This window comes from Acinetobacter sp. YH12239 (assembly GCF_013417635.1).
In the GTDB taxonomy this organism is placed as follows: Bacteria; Pseudomonadota; Gammaproteobacteria; order Pseudomonadales; family Moraxellaceae; genus Acinetobacter.
Genome location: NZ_VPDP01000003.1, coordinates 227966 through 246463, shown reverse-complemented (window position 1 = coordinate 246463; position 18498 = coordinate 227966). Strand labels below are relative to the sequence as shown.

Here is an 18498-nt window from a genome sequence, read left to right as displayed (position 1 = left end):
AATAATAGGATGCAAAAGAGAATTTGGTTATTAACAACAGTGTTGGCATTGGCTGCTTGTGATCGGAATCTCAGAGATTCCTGATCCAAGTCCAGCACAAACCAAAGCTGCGGAAGTTGCATACGATGACTTACGAGATGGTAAATTTGAGGATTTTCTTGCTCATTTAGAACCTGAGTTACAGGCACATTTTAAAGAAAATGAGAAAATTATGAAAAAATTCTCTCATCAAATTCCAAAATGTCAGTACAAGTCCAAAACTCTATTGATTAAGAAAATCGAAGAAAGTACAGCAGCACCGAGCCAATACAAAGTCAGTTATGAAATTGCTTATCCTAAAAATTTAGTGCAATACGATGTGAGCTTCGATCAACCGAATGGCAGCACAAAAATTCGTAATTTTAATATTCAAGTCTTTGGTGGTTCGCAATAATTTATGGGCTGTGATACTTGCTGATTAAACGATGATAAGCAAAGCCTAAACAGATCAAACCAAAGACGGTCAAATAAGCCAGTTTAGGTAAAATGAGTGCGATAGACACGCCCATTTGATTGAGTTGAATAAACATTTGCACGATTTGCGTCGATGGAAGTGCTTGCCCAAGGATTTGCATCCACTCGGGCATAGCACTATGCGGCCAAGCTACGCCTGAAAGCATAAATAAAGGGATAGAAGTGAAAACGATGATATGACCTGCACGCTCAGGCAGATCTAAAAAACTTGCGAAAAGTAATGTCATCGAAATTATACAAAATACCGCAATAGGCACAGCAATGAGCATTCCAATAAAATTACCACCACGTGGGTAGTCAAACCACCAGAAAGTAAAACCAAATAAATAAAAACAACCAAGAGAGCCAATGGTTAAAATTGCAAGTCCAATGCCAAGCAGATTCATACGATTGAATGGTCGATGTTGTTCACGATAGATCGCAATCAACATACTTAAACCGAGCAAAATTGTTTGGTGAATAATGAGTGGAGCAACAGCTGGAAATACGTAACTTCCATAACCAGAAAGTGTATTAAACAAAGGAATTTGATGAATTGAAATCGCAGGTGAGAACTGAGAAATATTACTAAAGCGTTCAGCGTATTCACTTAAGGTATTTTCAACAGAACTGACCAGCCCTAAACCAATTTGTTTGGTCACTAAAAAATTTGCAGCGCTTAAATACAGCCCAATCCCACCATTTTCACCATGATGTACTGATTGCGAAAGATTGGCAGGCAGCAGTAATATTCCATCTGCTTTTTGTTCTACAATCCATGATTTCGCTTCAATAAAATTGCTTGTGACTGCTTTAATATCGACATTTGGGCTTTGACCAACCTGATTGATAATCGTGGTCGTTAGCGCACTTTGTTCTTCATCGACAATAATAATGGGAAGTGCTTCAGCCTGTTGTGCCAGATAGGCAGTGGGGTAAAAGAAACTGTAAAACACAACTGAAAGAATCAGTGTGGTGAAAATACTCGTATTCGAAAAAATATCTTTAAATGTTTGTAAATAGACTGCCCAAAGTGATCTCATTGTTGCATACCTTTGGTTATTTTCTTTAAAAATAGATAAGCCAGAGCAAGGGAGAAAGCCACATAGATCAATAAAATGATGATGGGTTGAATTGAAATGGACAGTGGACTACCGATCACCCATTGTTCAGTTTGTAGCTTTGCATAGGGGGTGAACGGAATAATATTTGCCCAAAATTGAGTAAAGAGAGGAGCGTTGTTTAAAGGTAATGTCACGCCTGCAAAACTTAATGATGAGCCACCATAGACTGCCAAAAAACCAAATGACTTAGATAAATCTTGTGTAGCAAGGACAACTGCTGAACTTAAAAATGCGTATGCACTATAAAATAAAATTTGACCGAGTAGTATCAACCATAGAGAACCTGCAATAAACCAACCTCGAACTTCAATTAACCAAAACATCCATAGCCATGTCCAAAGGCAAAATATACAGACATACACAAGATTTTTGGAAAGTAATGCTGACCATAAGCCTGAAGACTGTAGCCAACTTTCTAATGTATGCCGTTTAATTTCTTGTCCAACGGCAAAGGCGATACAGCAACACAGCAAAAGATGCAAAATTGCGGGAACCATATAAGGCTCTAAGTAGAACTCATAATTGAGTTGTGGATTGTATAAGGGCGATATTTTGACATGTGGCGTGGGGGCATCGACATAGGGTAAGGCAGTACCGAGATATTGTTGACCACTAAATTCTGCTAAAGCACTTAAAGTACTGACCAGCATCGCAGATGAAATCGTATTACCAATACTAAAATAACTTTGATTAAACGCGATACTAATTTCAGCATCCTGTGTGGCAACCAAATGTTGTTCTGCACCATTTGGAATATGGATATATCCCCAAATTTTGTTTTGGTTCAGAGGTTTTTCAACTTCTACACTTTGCTCAGATACGGTGTAAATCTCAAGACTATGATTGAGAGAGACTCGCTCGTATATGGCATGGCTGAGTCGACTTTGGTCTTGGTCAATAATTGCTATAGGCAGATGGCTCGGCTTGCCTTGGTTAAACATGCTGCCAAGCAGAACTAGAACGCAAAGTGGTGCTACTAAGACTAGAGCCAAGTCCCATTTTTCATGGATAAGATAGCGGAGTTCGCGTAAAACTCCTAACCAAAACGGCAGCATTATTTTGGCTCTTCAAGTTTAAACAAAACACTCATCCCAGCTTTTAGCTCGGGCATTGCAGTTTGTGGTACTACATGCACTTTAAAACTTCGCACATCATAACCACCTGTTTGACGGGTAGTTTTAATGGTGGCAAATTCACCTTCGGCACTAATATTTTTTACTTTGAATTTTGCATTTTGATTTAAGGCAGGAATAAATCCTTCAAGGGTCGCATTTTGTTTTAAGGCACTGTATTGGTCTTCGCGAATATTAAAACTCACCCAACGCTCAGCAGAAATCAAGCTGACCACAGGTACAGCCATTGCCACGAGTTCGGACAAATTTCCGTAAGTTTTAGATACTGTACCGTCGATCGGAGCAAGTAACGCTGTTTCAGCTTCAAGTGCATTGGCTTCATTTAGAGCAGCTTGTGCAATTTGTACTTGAGCATCTGCGGAGCTTTTTTGCTGAGGTGTGCTACCACGTTCTGCACGTGTATATTGCTGGTATGCAGCTTCGGTCATTTGGGCTGAGGATTGTGCTGCAGCAGCTAATTCATCACGTCGTTGACGAGAAATAACACCTTCTTTAAACAAATTTGCCGCACGTTGATAGGACACTTGAGCAAGGTCTTGCTGTGCTTTTAAAGCTTGCCAGTTGGCATAGAGGCTCGCAATATTTTCATTTTGAGAGCCACGCTCAGCAGTCGATTGTAAGGCTAGAGCTGATTGTAAGGCAGCCAAAGCTTGCTGCTTTTTGGCTTCAACTTCAGGGCTTTTTAAGCGAACAAGCGTTTGACCTTTTTTAACGGTGTCACCCTCATGTACAAGTATTTCTTCAATACGGCTGGGTACTTTGGTTGCAACTTGAACAGTTTGTGCTTCAACACGTCCTTGTAGCTCAATCATTTGAGGTTGATAACTTTTCCATAGTCCAAAGCCTATAATGCCTAAAAAGATCGGAATTAAAGCCAAAAGTAGATATTTTTTCTTTGATTTTTCTTCTGCTTGAATGTCTTGATTTGCAATGTCGTTGTCTTTTATTGAAAGGGTAGATTGATTAGAAACATCGTGATCGAGTGAATCATCTGGCTTTTGATTATCAGTCATGGGATGCTCCATTAACGAATATAGTGTGTATTGGTATGTTGCATAAAGCTTTGAAACTCAGCAATTGAACCATGACTTTGTAAAAGTGTTGCGAGTGACATCACATATTTATAGGCATTTAAAGCCATTTCTGCTTTTAAACCACTCAGCATATTTTGGGCATCAATGACTTGCATGGCTGTGCCGACATCTTCTTTAAAAGACAGGGTTTGTATCCTTAAATTTTCTTGAGCCGCTTTTAGATTTTGCTGTAATAGCACATCACTTTGTTGTGCACTGACAGCTTCGCTATACGATTTATAAATAACATTTTCAATTTCTTGCTGAGTACGTGCTGTCATCAGCTCTGTGGCATAACGCTTTAATTCTGCCGCTTGAATATTTTTATTTTTATCAATGCCTGAAAATAGGTTATAACGCGCTGCGACACCGATAATCCAGTTTTCATTGTGATCTAGACTATATTCACCAAAGGCAAACACATTGGGTTTCTTGGTTGCTTGTTGCGCTTTGACATTGGCTTTGGCGAGTTCAGTGTCCATTTGCATTTTTTGTATCAAAGTCGAGTTTTGTTTAAAACTGTTCAGTAGGGCATTAACACTTTGTGGTTCTGAACGATTTACAAATAATGGTGTGCTTAAATCGGTAATGCTAGTTTGTTGTAGTAAATTATTAAGTTGAAACAGTGCTGCATTCAGATTGGCTTGGCTATTTTGATGACTACGCTCAGCATTATTTTTTGCAACTTCAAATTGCATACGCTGACCTTTGCTAATAAAGCCTTGCTGTTCAAGTTTAAGTGAGTTTTTATAATGTTGTTGCATGGCATCGAGATTAAAACCAGTTGAAGCTTGAAGTTGTTTTTGTAGCTGTACATTGAAATAAGCTTGGATTAGCTCGAAGCGCTGTGTATCTTGTTGTTGTTTATTGCTGAGTTCACTACGACCAGCTTGTATGGTTGCAATTTCTTTTGCACTCGTCGTTAAACCACCCGTATAGAGTGGCATCATTACGGATATAGTCGGGCGTATGACTTGATCTTCAAGTATCACGTTAGAGGTATCGGGGATTAAACCAATACTACTATGAATTGTGTTGTTAATTCCGTTTTGTAAAGGCTCAGTGATGCCTGATGGTAAGCCATTATGGCTTTCCCATTGATTAATTTGCCCTGTAATACCTTGGGAAAGACCATTTTCTAAATTGTTTTTAAATTGCTTGAGTGGAATATCCACTTCACTATGAAAGGCGTAGGCGCGGACATTGAGGTCGACACGGGGGAGTCCGATATTTTTGACGGCTTCTGCTTCGAGTTTAGCTGCATTTTCTAGTTGGTAAAATGCTTGTGAACTATAAGAGCTTTGTAATAGTTGACGTTCAGCATCTTGAAAACTGATACTTTGTGCATGGCTCTGACTGATATTTAGCATCATAGCTGTCAGTATGCTTAACCCAAAAAGGAGGCGAGGTTTATTGTTTTTAAGATTCATGAAGTCAACAAAACTTTATTATCAGTCGATCTAGGAAGGATTATAAATCAAGGCGTTGCTTCGAGGGTGAAAAGCAAAGTTGTAGTATTGTTTCGAAGATGAATAAGAAATTGCAGTATTCATTAAAATCTATTTTAGAAAATTAGTCGGTTCTTCAAATAAATGAAGGTGATTCAATTTATCCTCATCATCTACATTGATTTTTTGACTGTAATTACAGTTTGAGATTGAAATAATTTTGTGCAAGACTGCGCCATATATGGTTAAATGCCACCATTTTATTGTGTCTCACATAGATAAGGAAAACTCATGCGCGCGTACAACTTCTGTGCTGGTCCTGCTGCATTACCTACTGCCGTTTTAGAAAAAGCCCAAGCTGAAATGCTAGATTGGCAAGGCAAAGGTCTTTCAATCATGGAAATGAGCCACCGTAGTTCGGACTACGTTGCTGTAGCTGCGAAAGCAGAAGCAGATCTACGCAAGCTGATGAACATTCCTGAAAACTACAAAGTGTTGTTCTTACAGGGTGGGGCATCACTACAGTTTTCTGCAATTCCATTGAACTTATTGGGTAAAAACAGCAAAGCTGATTATATCCACACAGGTATTTGGTCAGAGAAAGCTTTAAAAGAAGCGCAGCGCTATGGTGATATCAATGTCATCGAAGCGGGCATTAAAGATGCTGATGGTAATTTGGCAATTTCTGAAGAAAGCACTTGGAACTTATCTGAAGATGCCGCTTATGTGCACTATGCAGACAACGAAACCATTGGTGGTATTCAGTTTAAAAATATCCCAACAACAGATAAACCATTAGTTGCAGATTTATCTTCAAGTATTTTGTCTGCTCCAATTGATGTGACTAAATTCGGTCTGATTTATGCTGGTGCGCAAAAAAATATCGGTCCAGCAGGCTTAACGCTTGTGATCGTACGTGATGATTTACTCGATCAAGCGAAAGCTGAGATTCCAAGTATTTTGAAATATGGTTCACAAGCAAAAAATGACTCAATGGTAAATACGCCATCAACATATGCTTGGTACTTATCAGGTCTTGTATTTGAATGGTTGCTTGAACAAGGTGGTGTAGAAGCAATTGCGAAAGTAAACCAAGCGAAAGCTGAATTACTATATGGTTATATTGACTCTAGCGATTTCTATGCAAACCCGATTGCTAAAGAATACCGTTCAATCATGAACGTGCCTTTCACTTTGGCGAAACCTGAACTTGAAAAACAGTTCTTGAAAGAAGCTGAAGAAAATCATTTGTTGAACCTTGCAGGTCACCGTTCAGTAGGTGGTATGCGCGCAAGTATTTATAATGCTGTGCCACTAGAAGGTGTTCAAGCACTAGTTAACTTTATGGATGACTTTGCAAAACGCAATGCTTAAAATTAGATCGTAAAAAAAAGCCTGTCATATGACAGGTTTTTTTTATGTATCTAAAACGTAGATGAAAGTGATCAACGCTAATTTTCTTAAAATGCTGGAATAAGATTGGTAAAGTGGAAAATAAAAGCAGCGAGGAAAACACCTAAGAAAAAGAAACAGTAAGCACCCTTGTCTACTCGAATACGAGGGCGTGCTTGTTCCATTAAGCCTGTTGATTGTTCCGGTATAATTTTCATCTAGGAGCCTAAATATTACTTTATAGTTAAATCCTATTTATTTGATGTATTTTTAGCATAAATATTCGCCTGAATCCATATATTTCCACGAATATATTGACCAATTTCGAAATTTTTATAATTCTCATCCTTAGTCGCGATACGAATAAGTGTAGCAGGTTGGTTATCTTCCAAAATAAGTGTTACATCATAAAGTTGATAAAATTGATCGTTGAACTGCATTTGGGTCTTGCCAACCACTTTTCCTTGGAACCAGGCCTCATCTTCCTGACCCATGGTTTCACCGTACAAGTAAGCCACCATTTTCGAAAAATCGACCGTTACAGGTTCTTTATCGGCATCTGATTTAGGTTCCCAAGCATCGATCAGCTGCTGTAAATTATCTGGCGCTACACCATTGTGTTCACTCAAAATTTCATTTAAAGCACGATGGTGTTTAATTGAAGCTGGATCATCCACAACAATTTGTTCTTGATCAGCAACTTTTTCTAGCTCATAAGCCCAAGCATTTAATTGGACTTTATAAGATTGATTTTTGTGGTATTGAATTTGATTCACGCTGTATAAGCTATCAAAAGCATAAACCACACTATTATCACTAACTTTTAATTGTAACACTGCTTGCGTGTTGGACTTACATGTAATGATGCGTTCAATCGTTGCGTTTAACGTATAAGGACTATCAAAAGTAGGGAAGGCTGTTTTGACTACTTTAGGTTTATTGTCTTCTACAGCAATGACTTGAACCAATTGGATAGGTTGTTGTTTAGGTCCTTGAATTAACCAAACATTCGGATCCATATCTTGTTCTTCAGCACAAATCCCCATCGGCATGACAGGTGCATTTAGTGCTTCACTCAACCATTTTGGAACCTGAACAGTCGGATCATCAGTTAACAGCGCCCAATGTTCTACATGGCTACCAAAGCTTTGATCTTCTATCGTAATAATTTCAGGTTTGTTTTGATTGTTCATATGCTCATTCTAAGATTGAGTGAATTACTCTATGTAATATCGAGGATAATTGATATTTTTCAAGTCTTGAATTGTTTTTTCTTTATGCAATCCAAAAGTTTAACGCGGCATAAATAAAAAAAGAGCACCTAAGTGCTCTATGGGAATCATGAGTTAGAACTTGAATGTAACATCGGCAATAAACTGACGTCCAATTTCAGGACTTGGTGTTGGTGTCACTGCGGATGTATTGGAAGAAAAGTACTCATTTTTACGGTTAAGTACATTATTAATGGTTAAACCAAAAATAGTTTGCGTATTCTTTGAACTTGGAATTGTGTAGGTAGTACGCATATCCCAATTCAAAGCATTTTTCGTTTTATATGCAGTGTAAGTGTCATATTTCATACCATCAAGTTCATAGACAAATTCAGTTTTACTGGTACTCAGGGTTTTTTTCATACCTGGTGTCCCTGCACGATAGCTAAGAGAATGATTAATATTTAAAGGAATATTATTAAAACCAATATTCCAATCAAGTCTAACTGTCCATGGCGTATTGAAATTATCAGTAGGTTTATCTTCAGCATTAATCAGTTTGCCATCATAATAAATTTGTGATGTGCCTGTGTAGTAGTTGCTTTCATAGCTATCAAAATTACGATTTATATCTGTCATATCGGCATTTAGGCTTAAATGATGCACAGATTTTTTAAATACTAGCGGTTTAATATTTTTTAAAGAGAAAGTTAAGATATCAGCTTCAGATTTTCCTGAGTTGTTATAAGACTTATTACCTTGCTGCTGCCGTAATTGGTCTTTGTTTTCTCGCTTAACATATTTTAAACCAGTATTGATGTTCCAAATATTAGTGTTAAAAGCAAATACAGATTCATCTGAAAATGGCGTATCCAGCTCTGACCTTGATTTGAAGGATGGCATATACGTCGGGTCGAGTTCCCAACCTTCAGAAAGACTATTTCTCTTAAATTTTGTCTGTAATCGACCTCGTTGATCTTGTAATTCGTTGGCGAATGCGTTTAAACCATAATAGCGATTCCAACCAGCCGTAATAAATAATTGATCATTGCCAAATGGCTTCAACACAAATGAACTACGAGGTGCAATATTGGTATTTTGAGTCAGTGAATCATAATCAGCTCGTAAGCCTAAACTAGACTGAATAAATGGATTAACATAAATTGAATCTTCGAGATATGCATGCCAACGATCTTGGCGTACATTGATTTGTCCTGCATCATATTTAAATCGTTGCGTTAAATATTGCCCGTCAATTGAATTGCCTTCATCACAAGCATCATAACGACGACCATCAGAAGCGTAACAGTTTAAGTTTTCAATATTTTTTGAAGCGATAGTAGTTGTGTAATAGTTATTAGAAACTTCAGGTCTTTCCCAATACGCTTCATAATGACCATAACCTGCACCCACTTTGAGTTGGTGTGATGAGTTTGCAAACTTTATTGGTTCAAATAAGGCTTTGATTGAGTATTCCAGTTTTTTTTCTTCTTGTGATAATGCACCATAGTTTCCATAGGATTGCGTACTTAAATTCGGATTCCAATTTTTTGTTGAAGATCGAGCCCACACGTACGCATCCTGTTCTGCCTCTCGCGAGCTATTTTGTGTTTGATAATTAAGTTGTTGTTCTAACCGAACAGCATTTAATTTATTTTGTAAATTGATATAAATACTTTGGCTATCAGATATTTGCGTGTTTTCTGAGTTTAAAAATGTAGCATTGAAGTATTCACCTTTATTTTCAAATAGCTGAGTTCCTATTTTTAATGAGGTTTTATCTGAAGGTGTATAGAAGAGTTCGACACCATAATTGCTCGCAGCACGTGTTTGGTCTAATTCTGCTGGCTCAATAAAATTCGTTTTTAATGGAATTAAGGAATGTCTAAAAGAGCCAAAAGCATTGAAACCTAATTGGTCTGTGAGATTACCATACAGTGTTGCACTGACTCCTTGTTTAGTAAAGAAAGGTTGATTTTTTTCACCGTTGGAGGTTTCAAATTCCTGTTGGCTTTCTGGATTAGGAAAGTTGATTTTAGACCAAGAATCAGTTGTATAGTCATAAGTAATATTACCGTGAATTTTGCCTTCCTCAGTTTTTGGTGCGCAGGTTTCTGCACTCACTACACCGCCAGTAAATTCACCATATTCAGCGCTCACATTGCTATCGAGCAGTTTAATATTACAAATCAGGTCTGCATTGACTGCAACAGTTTGACTAGAGCCGAGTAGTTCATTATTTGAGTTCGATATTGTTGCACCCACAGGGTTAATATTATTGTTGATGCTCATCCCATTGATTAGAAATTTATTTTCATAGGGTAAACCGCCATTGATGCTAATTTCGGCTGGGCTAAGTTCACCTTGTTGTAAGCCACTTCTAAAATTATTACCAAATTGCACATTAGGATTTACTTTTAAATAATCATTAATGTTCTTAGAACTATTGGGTGTCTTGTCTAAATCATCCTTCGTATAAACGGTTTTACCAACTTCTTGTTGCTCAGTTGCATTCGTTACGATTGTATTGAGTTTGATTGAATCATCATTAACTAATGAATTTATTTCTGTTTCATTTGCACAAACTGTGGTTGAGAGAATCGTAAGAATGGCTAAATTTAATTTTGAGCGTACAAATGACATGATTCAACATTGAGAGAATAAAAACGATAGCGATTATCATTTAATAATATTTATTTCACAATATTAATGAGAATAATTATCAATACTATATTTCGATTGAAATAATATAAAAAAACGATAGTAAAAATTGGAAAAAAGAAACCCCAATACATATTAATGAAGATCAATCCGCAAGAATGATCAAGATTTATAAAATATTGGGGTATTTAAAGATTGTTACTCTGAAACGAGTGTTTCGAGTAAATGGGGCGCTAATTTATTTAAAATATAGCAGAATAATTCAGCTGTTTTCTGTGTGTCATATAAAGCAGAGTGAGCTTCTTTACCATCAAACTCGATACCTGCTTGAATACATGATTTAGCCAAAACAGTTTGTCCGAACATCACAGCACTTAAAGTCACGGTATCAAAAACCGAGAAACTATGAAATGGATTTTGATTCTTGGTTCCAGTGCGTGCAATTGCCGCTTTTAAAAAGCCAAGATCAAAATGAGCATTGTGCCCAACTAACACAGCATGTGTGCATTGTTGCTGTTTACGGACTTCATTAATTGCTTTGAACATGCGCTTAAGCGCAGACTTTTCATCTTCTGCCATCGCTACACGCATTGGATTAAAAGGATCAATGCCAATGAAGTCGAGTGAGCGACGGTCTAAATTTGCACCTTCAAATGGATTGATGTGTGCATGATGCGCTTGACCAGGTACAAACTTTCCAGATTCGTCATAAATGATGGGAATACATGCTATTTCGAGCAATGCATCAGTATCTGCATTAAAACCAGCTGTTTCCACGTCAACAACCACGGGTAGGAACCCGCGGAAGCGTTGACCGATGACAGGTAATGTTTCAGTGGTCACACTTTTCTCCATTGAATTGTTTTACCTGCATAAAGAGGAATGATCTGTTCGCCATCTAAATATTCAAGGCTTTCTGGAATCACTTGATCTTCTTTGATCAATGTAATGGTTTCAGTATTGCGAGCTAAACCATAGAAGTCCGCACCAAAGAATGAAGCGAAACCTTCAAGACGTTCAATTTTACCGACCTGATCGAATGCTTGAGCATACAATTCAATTGCAGTTGGAGCGCTATAGCATCCCGCACATCCACAGGCATTTTCTTTCGCATTTTTAGAATGAGGAGCGCTGTCTGTACCTAAGAAGAATTTAGGGTTGCCACTTGTTGCGACTTCTAACAAGGTTTGCTGATGTGTCTGGCGCTTTAAAATTGGCAAACAATAGAAATGCGGTTTAACACCACCGACCAACATGTCATTGCGATTGAATAACAAATGTTGTGGGGTAATCGTTGCTGCCACGTTGCGATCTTGCTCAAGTACAAAATGTGCAGCTTCGCTTGTGGTGATATGTTCTAAAACTAATTTCAATTTTGGAAATTGTTTAAGCAGCGGTGCTAAAACTTCATCCAAGAAACGTTTTTCACGATCGAAAATATCAACATGATGATGTGTTACTTCGCCGTGGAGTAAGAGAGGAACCTGATGTTCTTCAAGTTGCTCAATGACGCTATACACTTTACGTATATCACTAACGCCATTATCAGAATTCGTGGTTGCTCCAGCAGGGTAAAGCTTAATTGCATTTACATATGGAGAGTTTTTAATTTTTTGTACTTCTTCAGGAGAAGTATGATCCGTAAAGTAAAGCACCATACGAGGATCGAATTTTACATTTTCAGGAACATGCGCCATGATTCTTTCACGATAAGCATGTGCTTCTTCCACAGTTTTTACAGGTGGAACTGTATTTGGCATACAGATTGCGCGATGAAATTGCTTCGCCAAATCAGGAACAGTACGTTGAAGTGCTAAACCATCTCTTAAATGAGCGTGCCAATCATCTGGCTGGATTAAAGTGATCGTATTCAAGGCAAGTCTTACTGAAAAAATAACATAGATGATAATCGATATTGCTTGAAATTGATAACGACAAAAGCCGATAAAAGAGGTTTTACATCTATTTGTGCTGATTAATATAAAAATGAGGCATACGTTGGATGAATGAGTCATTATTCATCTAGGGAACAATGATAGATTTTCATGTCCAAATAAAAAACCGCGCTCAAAGCGCGGTTTTTTTAGGACTAAACTAAATCTTAGTTTTTGTCTTTAAGTTGTGGAACAGCAGAACCTGTACCGACAGCAAGTAAACCTGCACCAGTATAGATTCCTAACTTAGCGCGTGTATCTGTAATGTCTAGGTTACGCATGGTTAATTGACCAATACGATCCATTGGAGTGAATACAGAATCACCTTTTTCCATAGTTAAGCGTTCAGCTTCGTATGTAAGATTCTCAGATTCAGTGTTCATAATGGTGTAATCGTTACCACGACGAAGTTCTAAAGTTACAGTACCTGTAATTGCTTTAGCAACCCAACGTTGAGCAGTTTCACGAAGCATAAGCGCTTGAGAGTCGAACCAACGACCTTGGTAAAGTAAACGACCTAAACGTAAACCGTTGATGCGGTACTGTTCAATGGTATCTTCGTTATGAATACCAGTCACAAGACGTTCGTAAGCAATATGCAGAAGCGCCATACCTGGAGCTTCATAAATACCCCGAGATTTCGCTTCAATGATACGGTTTTCGATTTGGTCAGACATACCTAGACCATGACGACCACCGATACGGTTCGCTTCAAGAATTAACTCAACTGGATCTTCGATACGTTGACCGTTAAGAGCAACAGGGAAGCCTTCTTCAAACGTGATTGAAACTTCTTCAGGTGCGATTTCAACGTCTTCTTTCCAGAATGCAACACCCATAATCGGTTCAACGATTTTGATACCAGCATCAAGATACTCAAGATCTTTCGCTTCGTGAGTTGCACCAAGCATGTTTGAGTCTGTTGAGTATGCTTTTTCTTTTGACATTTTATAGTCAAAACCGTTGTCGATGAGGAACTGTGACATTTCTGCACGGCCACCAAGCTCATCGATAAATGTTTGGTCTAACCATGGTTTGTAAATTTTAAGTGCTGGGTTCGTTAATAGACCATAACGGTAGAAACGCTCAATGTCGTTACCTTTATAAGTAGATCCGTCACCCCAAATGTTGACGTCATCTTCTTTCATCGCGGTAACAAGCATTGTACCTGTGACTGCACGACCAAGTGGTGTTGTATTGAAGTAAGGTACACCACCTGTAGAGATATGGAATGCGCCACATTGAATTGCTGCAATACCTTCTAATGCAAGTTGTAAACGGCAATCCACTAAGCGTGCTTTAACAGCACCATAAGCTTCAGCTTTCTTTGGAATAGCATCGTAATCATCTTCATCTGGCTGACCTAAGTTTGCTGTATACGCATAAGGTTCAGCACCTTTTTGCTTCATCCACAATAAAGCTGCAGAAGTATCAAGACCACCAGAGAAGGCAATACCAACTTTTTTGCCTACAGGTACATTCTGTAAGATAGTTGCATTATCAGACATTGTTCATCCTAACGATAGAATATAGGCACCTAGAAAATTGGTAACCTGAAAAAATATATTTCTTCAATTGTAGCACTTTTCATTGGTAATTTTTTTTAAAAAAAGATACGTGGTGCAAAAATATTAGAATAAGTAGCAATATTTCGTCGAAACTCAGAAGTAATAGGTAGTGCTTAATCTAATTCATGATTTCTTCTTGAAAATAATACAGGGCATTTATGAGGATTTTTATGCATCAATTTATTTTATTGCAATTTTTCAAAGCGAACTCAGTGAAAAATATTTTTTGTAAGTGATTGAATATTAATATCTAATTTCATAGTTGGTAATTTATTATAGAAAAAGACAAAAAATTGCCATAAACAGTTATGAAAAAAGAAGTATAGTTTTATGCAACAAGTTGCAAAGCCCATAAAATAAGGAATTGCCATGACAACTCGCTATGCAAATATATTAAAACCTCTTGATCTTGGTTTCACTACCCTAAAAAATCGTGTCGTGATGGGATCGATGCATACCGGTCTAGAAGATCGTTTTTATAACTATCCTAAATTAGCAGCATATTTTGGTGAGCGTGCTAAAGGGGGCGTAGGTCTCATCATTACTGGTGGTATTTCCCCTAACCGTCAGGGCTGGCTGCTTCCAGCTGGTGGCACAATGAATACCTTAGGTGATGTTGCCCCACACCGATTAGTGACACATGCAGTTCATAAACATGGCGCAAAAATTTTAATGCAAATTTTGCATTCAGGGCGTTATGGTTATCAACCATTTGTGGTTTCTGCAAGCCCAATAAAATCGCCGATCTCACCATTTAAACCACGTCAGATGTCAGAAAAACAAATTCTGGATACGATTCAAGATTATGCGGCTACAGCAAGTATCGCGAAAAAAGCTGGCTATGATGGTGTTGAAATCATGGGCTCAGAAGGCTATTTGCTGAACCAATTTATGAGTCGTCATGTCAATCAGCGTACAGACCAATGGGGTGGTGAAATAGAAAACCGTATGCGCTTTGCAGTTGAAATTGTTAAGGCAATTCGCGCGAAAGTTGGCGAAAAATTTATCATTTGTTTCCGTTTATCTATGCTCGATTTAGTTCACGACGGTAATACAATGAATGAAGTGATCACGGTTGCCAAAGCGCTAGAAGAAGCGGGTATCACATTATTGAATACAGGTATTGGTTGGCATGAAGCTCGTGTGCCAACAATTGTAACCTCTGTTCCTCGTGCGGCATTTGTAGATTATACCGCAGAGGTGAAAAAACATGTGTCTGTGCCTGTGATTGCATCCAACCGAATCAATATGCCTGAAACTGCCGAAGCTATTTTGGCTGAAGGTAAAGCCGACATGATTCAAATGGCTCGACCATTATTGGCAGATGCTTTCTGGGTGAATAAAACGGCGACTAATCGTGTTGATGAAATCAATACGTGTATTGCGTGTAATCAGGCTTGTTTGGATCATACTTTCAAAAATAAACGTGCCACATGTTTAGTGAATCCACGTGCAGCCTATGAAACTGAACTGGTTTATTTAAAAACCAAGAAGCCTAAAAAAGTAGCTGTTGTGGGTGGTGGTGTAGCAGGAATGTCGGCAGCGACTGTTGCTGCCAGTCGTGGTCATCAGGTTACTTTATTTGAAGCTACTAATGATGTAGGGGGACAATTCAACTTAGCGAAAGTTGTTCCTGGGAAAGAAGAATTTCATGAAACCATTCGCTATTTTAAAGTCCAAATTGAGCGTACTGGGGTTGAACTTCGTTTAAATACTAAAGTTAATCGTGAACAGCTTGAGCGTGAAGGCTTTGATGAAGTGATTGTTGCGACAGGCGTTGTACCACGTGCATTGAAGATCGAAGGAAGTGATGCACCACAAGTTTTATCTTATGCAGAAGTATTAAGAGGTGCGCCTGTGGGTCAAAAGGTAGCAGTAATTGGTGCTGGTGGTATTGGATTTGATGTGTCAGAGTTTTTATTAAAACCTGAACATCAGCCACAGCCACAACCTTTGGCAGAGTGGAAACGTGAGTGGGGAGTTGATCCTGATGTTCAGTATATTTCTGAAGGTGGTTTACAACCTGCTGAAGTGGATCATTCAGTTCGCGAAATATATTTATTGCAACGTAAGACAACGCCTTTGGGTATAGGATTAGGTAAAACCTCTGGTTGGGTTCATCGCGCCCAATTAAAAAAACACCATGTAAAAATGTTGCGTGGCGTTCAATATAAATCAGTGAGTGATGAAGGTCTGTGGATCGAAGTTGGTGGGCATGATCAATTATTACGAGTCGATACTATCGTTGTTTGTGCAGGGCAAGAATCTGTTAAAGAGATTATGCCATCAGAGACTGAAACAACTTTAGCGAAATATCACATTATTGGTGGTGCAAAGCTTGCTGCTGAGCTTGACGCTAAGCGTGCGATTCGTGAAGGTGCTGAAATTGCAGCCAAAATTTAATAAATTTGAATCATTTGGTGAAACTATATTCACTTGAATGGTTTGATTGTAATTTTTACTTGTCATGATATGAAAAGCTTCGTATTATGGCGCACATGGAAGCGTGGCAGAGCGGTTTAATGCACCGGTCTTGAAAACCGACGAGGGTGTGAGTCCTCCGTGAGTTCGAATCTCACCGCTTCCGCCAAATTCAAAAAGCCCTGACATTTGTCAGGGCTTTTTTTATTCTATATATTCAAGCTTTTTATTCGAGTGTTTAATCACCAAACTTATTTGGGATGACCAGTAACCTTTTTTTGAGTTGATCATCTTCAACCAGTCTGACTTCAGCATCTAAGTTATAGAGTTGATGAACTAATTTCTTAGTCAACACATCTTCTGATTTACCCTGTGCAATGATTCGACCATCTTTCATGGCAACTAGAAAATCGGCACAGCGTGCAGCAGTGGCTAACTCATGTAGAACCATCACTATGGTTTTACCTTGTGAGGCTAGAGAGCGGACTAAATTTAAAATATCGGCTTGATGACCGATATCGAGCATACTGATTGGTTCATCTAAAAGAATTAAAGGGGTTTGTTGTGCGAGTACCATTGCGATCCATGCACGTTGACGTTGACCTCCTGATAGATTACTTAAATTTTGATTTTTTAATTCGCTTAAATGGGTCGCAGACAAAGCGTCATCAATCGCTTTTTGGTCCTCGATGTTGAGTCGTTTAAACCAACCTTGATGTGGAAAACGACCGAAGCGCACTAACTGCTCAACTGTCATGCCGTTGGGTGCAGTTACATGCTGTGGAAGTAATGCGAGTTGCTTAGCGAGCAACTTTTTACTGAGTAAATTCAGTTGATTTTTTTCCCAGATGACTTCGCCTTGATCATATGGATGAATTTGAGCAATACATTTTAACAAGGTCGATTTTCCGCAGCCATTTGGACCAATGAGGACGATGACTTGACCCTGCTGAAATTCAGCATTGATACCCTTCAAAACTTGATGGTGATTATATCCAGCACCTAATTGATTGATGATTAAACTCATGTACGACTCATACTTCTAGAATGACGATATAACAACCATAACAACAGTGGACCACCAACCATCCCGCTAATAATGCCTGCGGGAATTTCGACAGGGGCCAGCAAATTTTTTCCAAGTAAATCGGCACATAAAACCATTAATGCACCAATACACATGGTTGGAAAAATCGGAAATAAATGATGAGGAAATGATTTAAATGCGATGATTGGTGCGGCAATAGCCACGAATCCAATGGGGCCTGCAATACTGACAGCGGTCCCAGCGAGAAAGGCAGCAATAATAATGAGCATCAGTCTAATTTTGGATAAGGGCTCTCCTAAACTATTAATGACAGAATCAGGGAGAACCATTGCACTAAACAGTCGCCGCCACAGCACAATAATACTGACAAGTACCATGATAAAAATCGAAGTTGGTAGTAAGATGCTGTAGCTTCGACCAATCAAACTACCACTACTAAAAATTAAAATATTACTGGTGTGCATTACTGGCAGTGTCGCAAGGATAAGGTCAAAACTGGCTTTCATAAGTGTTGCAATTCCGACCCCGATGACCAAAATACGATACCCCTGTGTTCCTACGCCGCCTGAAGCAATTAAAATAAAAAAAACACAGAAGATCGCACCCATTAATGCTTGCCACCATTGACCTAACATACTAGAACTTGAGAGGAGAATGGTGAATGCCAAAGCAAGCACTGCACTGTCACTGATACCAAAAACATCTGGGCTCGCAAGAGGGTTTTTGGTGATAATTTGAAGAATGAGACCAGATAAGGCGAGTGCAGCGCCAATCAATAAGGCTGCCAAAAGTCGTGGTAATCTAATCTTTTCAACGAGAAGTTGATGTGGAGCTGACGCATTGCCTGTAAATACATTCCATAGTGTATTCAAATTTATTGTGATTTCGCCGTACATCAGGCTAAATAAACTAAGTGATATCAGTAAAATCGCAATGATTATCCAAGCCTTTATCACTGTTTTTTGTTTTAAACGACTCAACAGAGAAGACATA

At 38.5% G+C, this 18498-nt stretch carries 14 protein-coding genes, 1 tRNA gene and 1 pseudogene; 4 read left to right on the top strand and 12 right to left on the bottom strand.

Going from position 1 to position 18498, the window contains the following annotated elements; all coding sequences use genetic code 11:
* Positions 1–9 precede the first annotated feature (9 nt).
* Positions 10–433, top strand: a pseudogene (locus FTV17_RS05335) (DUF3887 domain-containing protein).
* 1 nt (position 434) lies between these two features.
* On the opposite strand, the gene FTV17_RS05330 reads toward FTV17_RS05335, so the two are convergent.
* Genes FTV17_RS05330 through FTV17_RS05315 form a run of 4 tightly spaced genes read right to left on the bottom strand, consistent with a single transcriptional unit; the run spans position 435 to position 5252 of the window.
* Positions 435–1535: an ABC transporter permease gene (locus tag FTV17_RS05330; protein ID WP_179998476.1), complete on the bottom strand. Its 1101-nt coding sequence runs from the start codon at positions 1533–1535 to the stop codon at positions 435–437.
* Positions 1532–2671, bottom strand: coding sequence for an ABC transporter permease (locus FTV17_RS05325; RefSeq protein WP_179998475.1), 1140 nt, complete (start codon positions 2669–2671; stop codon positions 1532–1534). Before FTV17_RS05325 ends, FTV17_RS05330 begins: the two co-directional genes overlap by 4 nt.
* A complete protein-coding gene (locus tag FTV17_RS05320) occupies positions 2671–3762 on the bottom strand; it encodes an HlyD family secretion protein (protein WP_179998474.1) in 1092 nt (363 codons plus the stop codon). The genes FTV17_RS05325 and FTV17_RS05320 overlap by 1 nt, the downstream gene beginning before the upstream one ends.
* An 11-nt stretch (positions 3763–3773) precedes the next feature.
* The gene (locus FTV17_RS05315; RefSeq protein ID WP_179998473.1) at positions 3774–5252 is read right to left on the bottom strand and encodes a TolC family protein; all 1479 of its coding nucleotides are present in this window, start codon (positions 5250–5252) and stop codon (positions 3774–3776) included.
* Positions 5253–5561: 309 nt separating this feature from the next.
* Here FTV17_RS05315 and serC point away from each other — a divergent pair, with 309 nt between their 5' ends.
* The gene (gene serC / locus FTV17_RS05310) at positions 5562–6644 is read left to right on the top strand and encodes a 3-phosphoserine/phosphohydroxythreonine transaminase (protein WP_179998472.1); all 1083 of its coding nucleotides are present in this window, start codon (positions 5562–5564) and stop codon (positions 6642–6644) included.
* An 86-nt stretch (positions 6645–6730) separates the two neighbouring features.
* On the opposite strand, the gene FTV17_RS05305 is transcribed toward serC, so the two are convergent.
* The 6 genes from FTV17_RS05305 to argG form a co-directional block, all read right to left on the bottom strand.
* On the bottom strand, positions 6731–6880 hold the full coding sequence (locus tag FTV17_RS05305; protein WP_171076764.1) for a hypothetical protein: 150 nt from the start codon (positions 6878–6880) through the stop codon (positions 6731–6733).
* A 33-nt stretch (positions 6881–6913) separates the two neighbouring features.
* Positions 6914–7855, bottom strand: a complete 942-nt coding sequence (locus FTV17_RS05300) for a hypothetical protein (protein ID WP_179998471.1) — start codon at positions 7853–7855, stop codon at positions 6914–6916.
* 153 nt (positions 7856–8008) lie between these two features.
* Positions 8009–10516, bottom strand: a complete 2508-nt coding sequence (locus FTV17_RS05295; protein ID WP_179998470.1) for a TonB-dependent receptor plug domain-containing protein — start codon at positions 10514–10516, stop codon at positions 8009–8011.
* A gap of 216 nt (positions 10517–10732) precedes the next feature.
* Positions 10733–11389: a ribonuclease T gene (gene rnt / locus FTV17_RS05290; RefSeq protein ID WP_035266446.1), complete on the bottom strand. Its 657-nt coding sequence runs from the start codon at positions 11387–11389 to the stop codon at positions 10733–10735.
* Entirely contained in the window at positions 11374–12408 is a 1035-nt protein-coding gene (gene pyrC / locus FTV17_RS05285; protein ID WP_179998469.1) for a dihydroorotase, read from the bottom strand. Before pyrC ends, rnt begins: the two co-directional genes overlap by 16 nt.
* Before the next feature lie 227 nt (positions 12409–12635).
* A complete protein-coding gene (gene argG, locus FTV17_RS05280) occupies positions 12636–13976 on the bottom strand; it encodes an argininosuccinate synthase (protein WP_092765981.1) in 1341 nt (446 codons plus the stop codon).
* A gap of 429 nt (positions 13977–14405) precedes the next feature.
* On the opposite strand from argG, the gene FTV17_RS05275 reads away from it, so the two are divergent.
* On the top strand, positions 14406–16439 hold the full coding sequence (locus tag FTV17_RS05275) for an NADPH-dependent 2,4-dienoyl-CoA reductase (RefSeq protein ID WP_179998468.1): 2034 nt from the start codon (positions 14406–14408) through the stop codon (positions 16437–16439).
* 97 nt (positions 16440–16536) lie between these two features.
* Positions 16537–16626 (top strand) — tRNA-Ser (locus FTV17_RS05270).
* 69 nt (positions 16627–16695) lie between these two features.
* On the opposite strand, the gene FTV17_RS05265 is transcribed toward FTV17_RS05270, so the two are convergent.
* Both FTV17_RS05265 and FTV17_RS05260 read right to left on the bottom strand, forming a co-directional pair.
* Positions 16696–17484, bottom strand: a complete 789-nt coding sequence (locus tag FTV17_RS05265; RefSeq protein ID WP_179998467.1) for an ABC transporter ATP-binding protein — start codon at positions 17482–17484, stop codon at positions 16696–16698.
* Positions 17481–18497, bottom strand: coding sequence for an iron chelate uptake ABC transporter family permease subunit (locus FTV17_RS05260; RefSeq protein ID WP_179998466.1), 1017 nt, complete (start codon positions 18495–18497; stop codon positions 17481–17483). The genes FTV17_RS05265 and FTV17_RS05260 overlap by 4 nt, the downstream gene beginning before the upstream one ends.
* Position 18498 lies beyond the last annotated feature (1 nt).

Bases quoted from the DNA above. Each gene is read 5' to 3' on its own strand.
- FTV17_RS05320 (WP_179998474.1), bottom strand. From the start codon at position 3,762: ATGACTGATAATCAAAAGCCAGATGATTCACTCGATCACGATGTTTCT.
- FTV17_RS05265 (WP_179998467.1), bottom strand. From the start codon at position 17,484: ATGAGTTTAATCATCAATCAATTAGGTGCTGGATATAATCACCATCAA.
- FTV17_RS05275 (WP_179998468.1), top strand. From the start codon at position 14,406: ATGACAACTCGCTATGCAAATATATTAAAACCTCTTGATCTTGGTTTC.
- FTV17_RS05330 (WP_179998476.1), bottom strand. From the start codon at position 1,535: ATGAGATCACTTTGGGCAGTCTATTTACAAACATTTAAAGATATTTTT.
- FTV17_RS05305 (WP_171076764.1), bottom strand. From the start codon at position 6,880: ATGAAAATTATACCGGAACAATCAACAGGCTTAATGGAACAAGCACGC.
- FTV17_RS05325 (WP_179998475.1), bottom strand. From the start codon at position 2,671: ATGCTGCCGTTTTGGTTAGGAGTTTTACGCGAACTCCGCTATCTTATC.
- FTV17_RS05300 (WP_179998471.1), bottom strand. From the start codon at position 7,855: ATGAACAATCAAAACAAACCTGAAATTATTACGATAGAAGATCAAAGC.
- FTV17_RS05295 (WP_179998470.1), bottom strand. From the start codon at position 10,516: ATGTCATTTGTACGCTCAAAATTAAATTTAGCCATTCTTACGATTCTC.
- FTV17_RS05260 (WP_179998466.1), bottom strand. From the start codon at position 18,497: ATGTCTTCTCTGTTGAGTCGTTTAAAACAAAAAACAGTGATAAAGGCT.
- argG (WP_092765981.1), bottom strand. From the start codon at position 13,976: ATGTCTGATAATGCAACTATCTTACAGAATGTACCTGTAGGCAAAAAA.
- FTV17_RS05315 (WP_179998473.1), bottom strand. From the start codon at position 5,252: ATGAATCTTAAAAACAATAAACCTCGCCTCCTTTTTGGGTTAAGCATA.
- rnt (WP_035266446.1), bottom strand. From the start codon at position 11,389: ATGGAGAAAAGTGTGACCACTGAAACATTACCTGTCATCGGTCAACGC.
- serC (WP_179998472.1), top strand. From the start codon at position 5,562: ATGCGCGCGTACAACTTCTGTGCTGGTCCTGCTGCATTACCTACTGCC.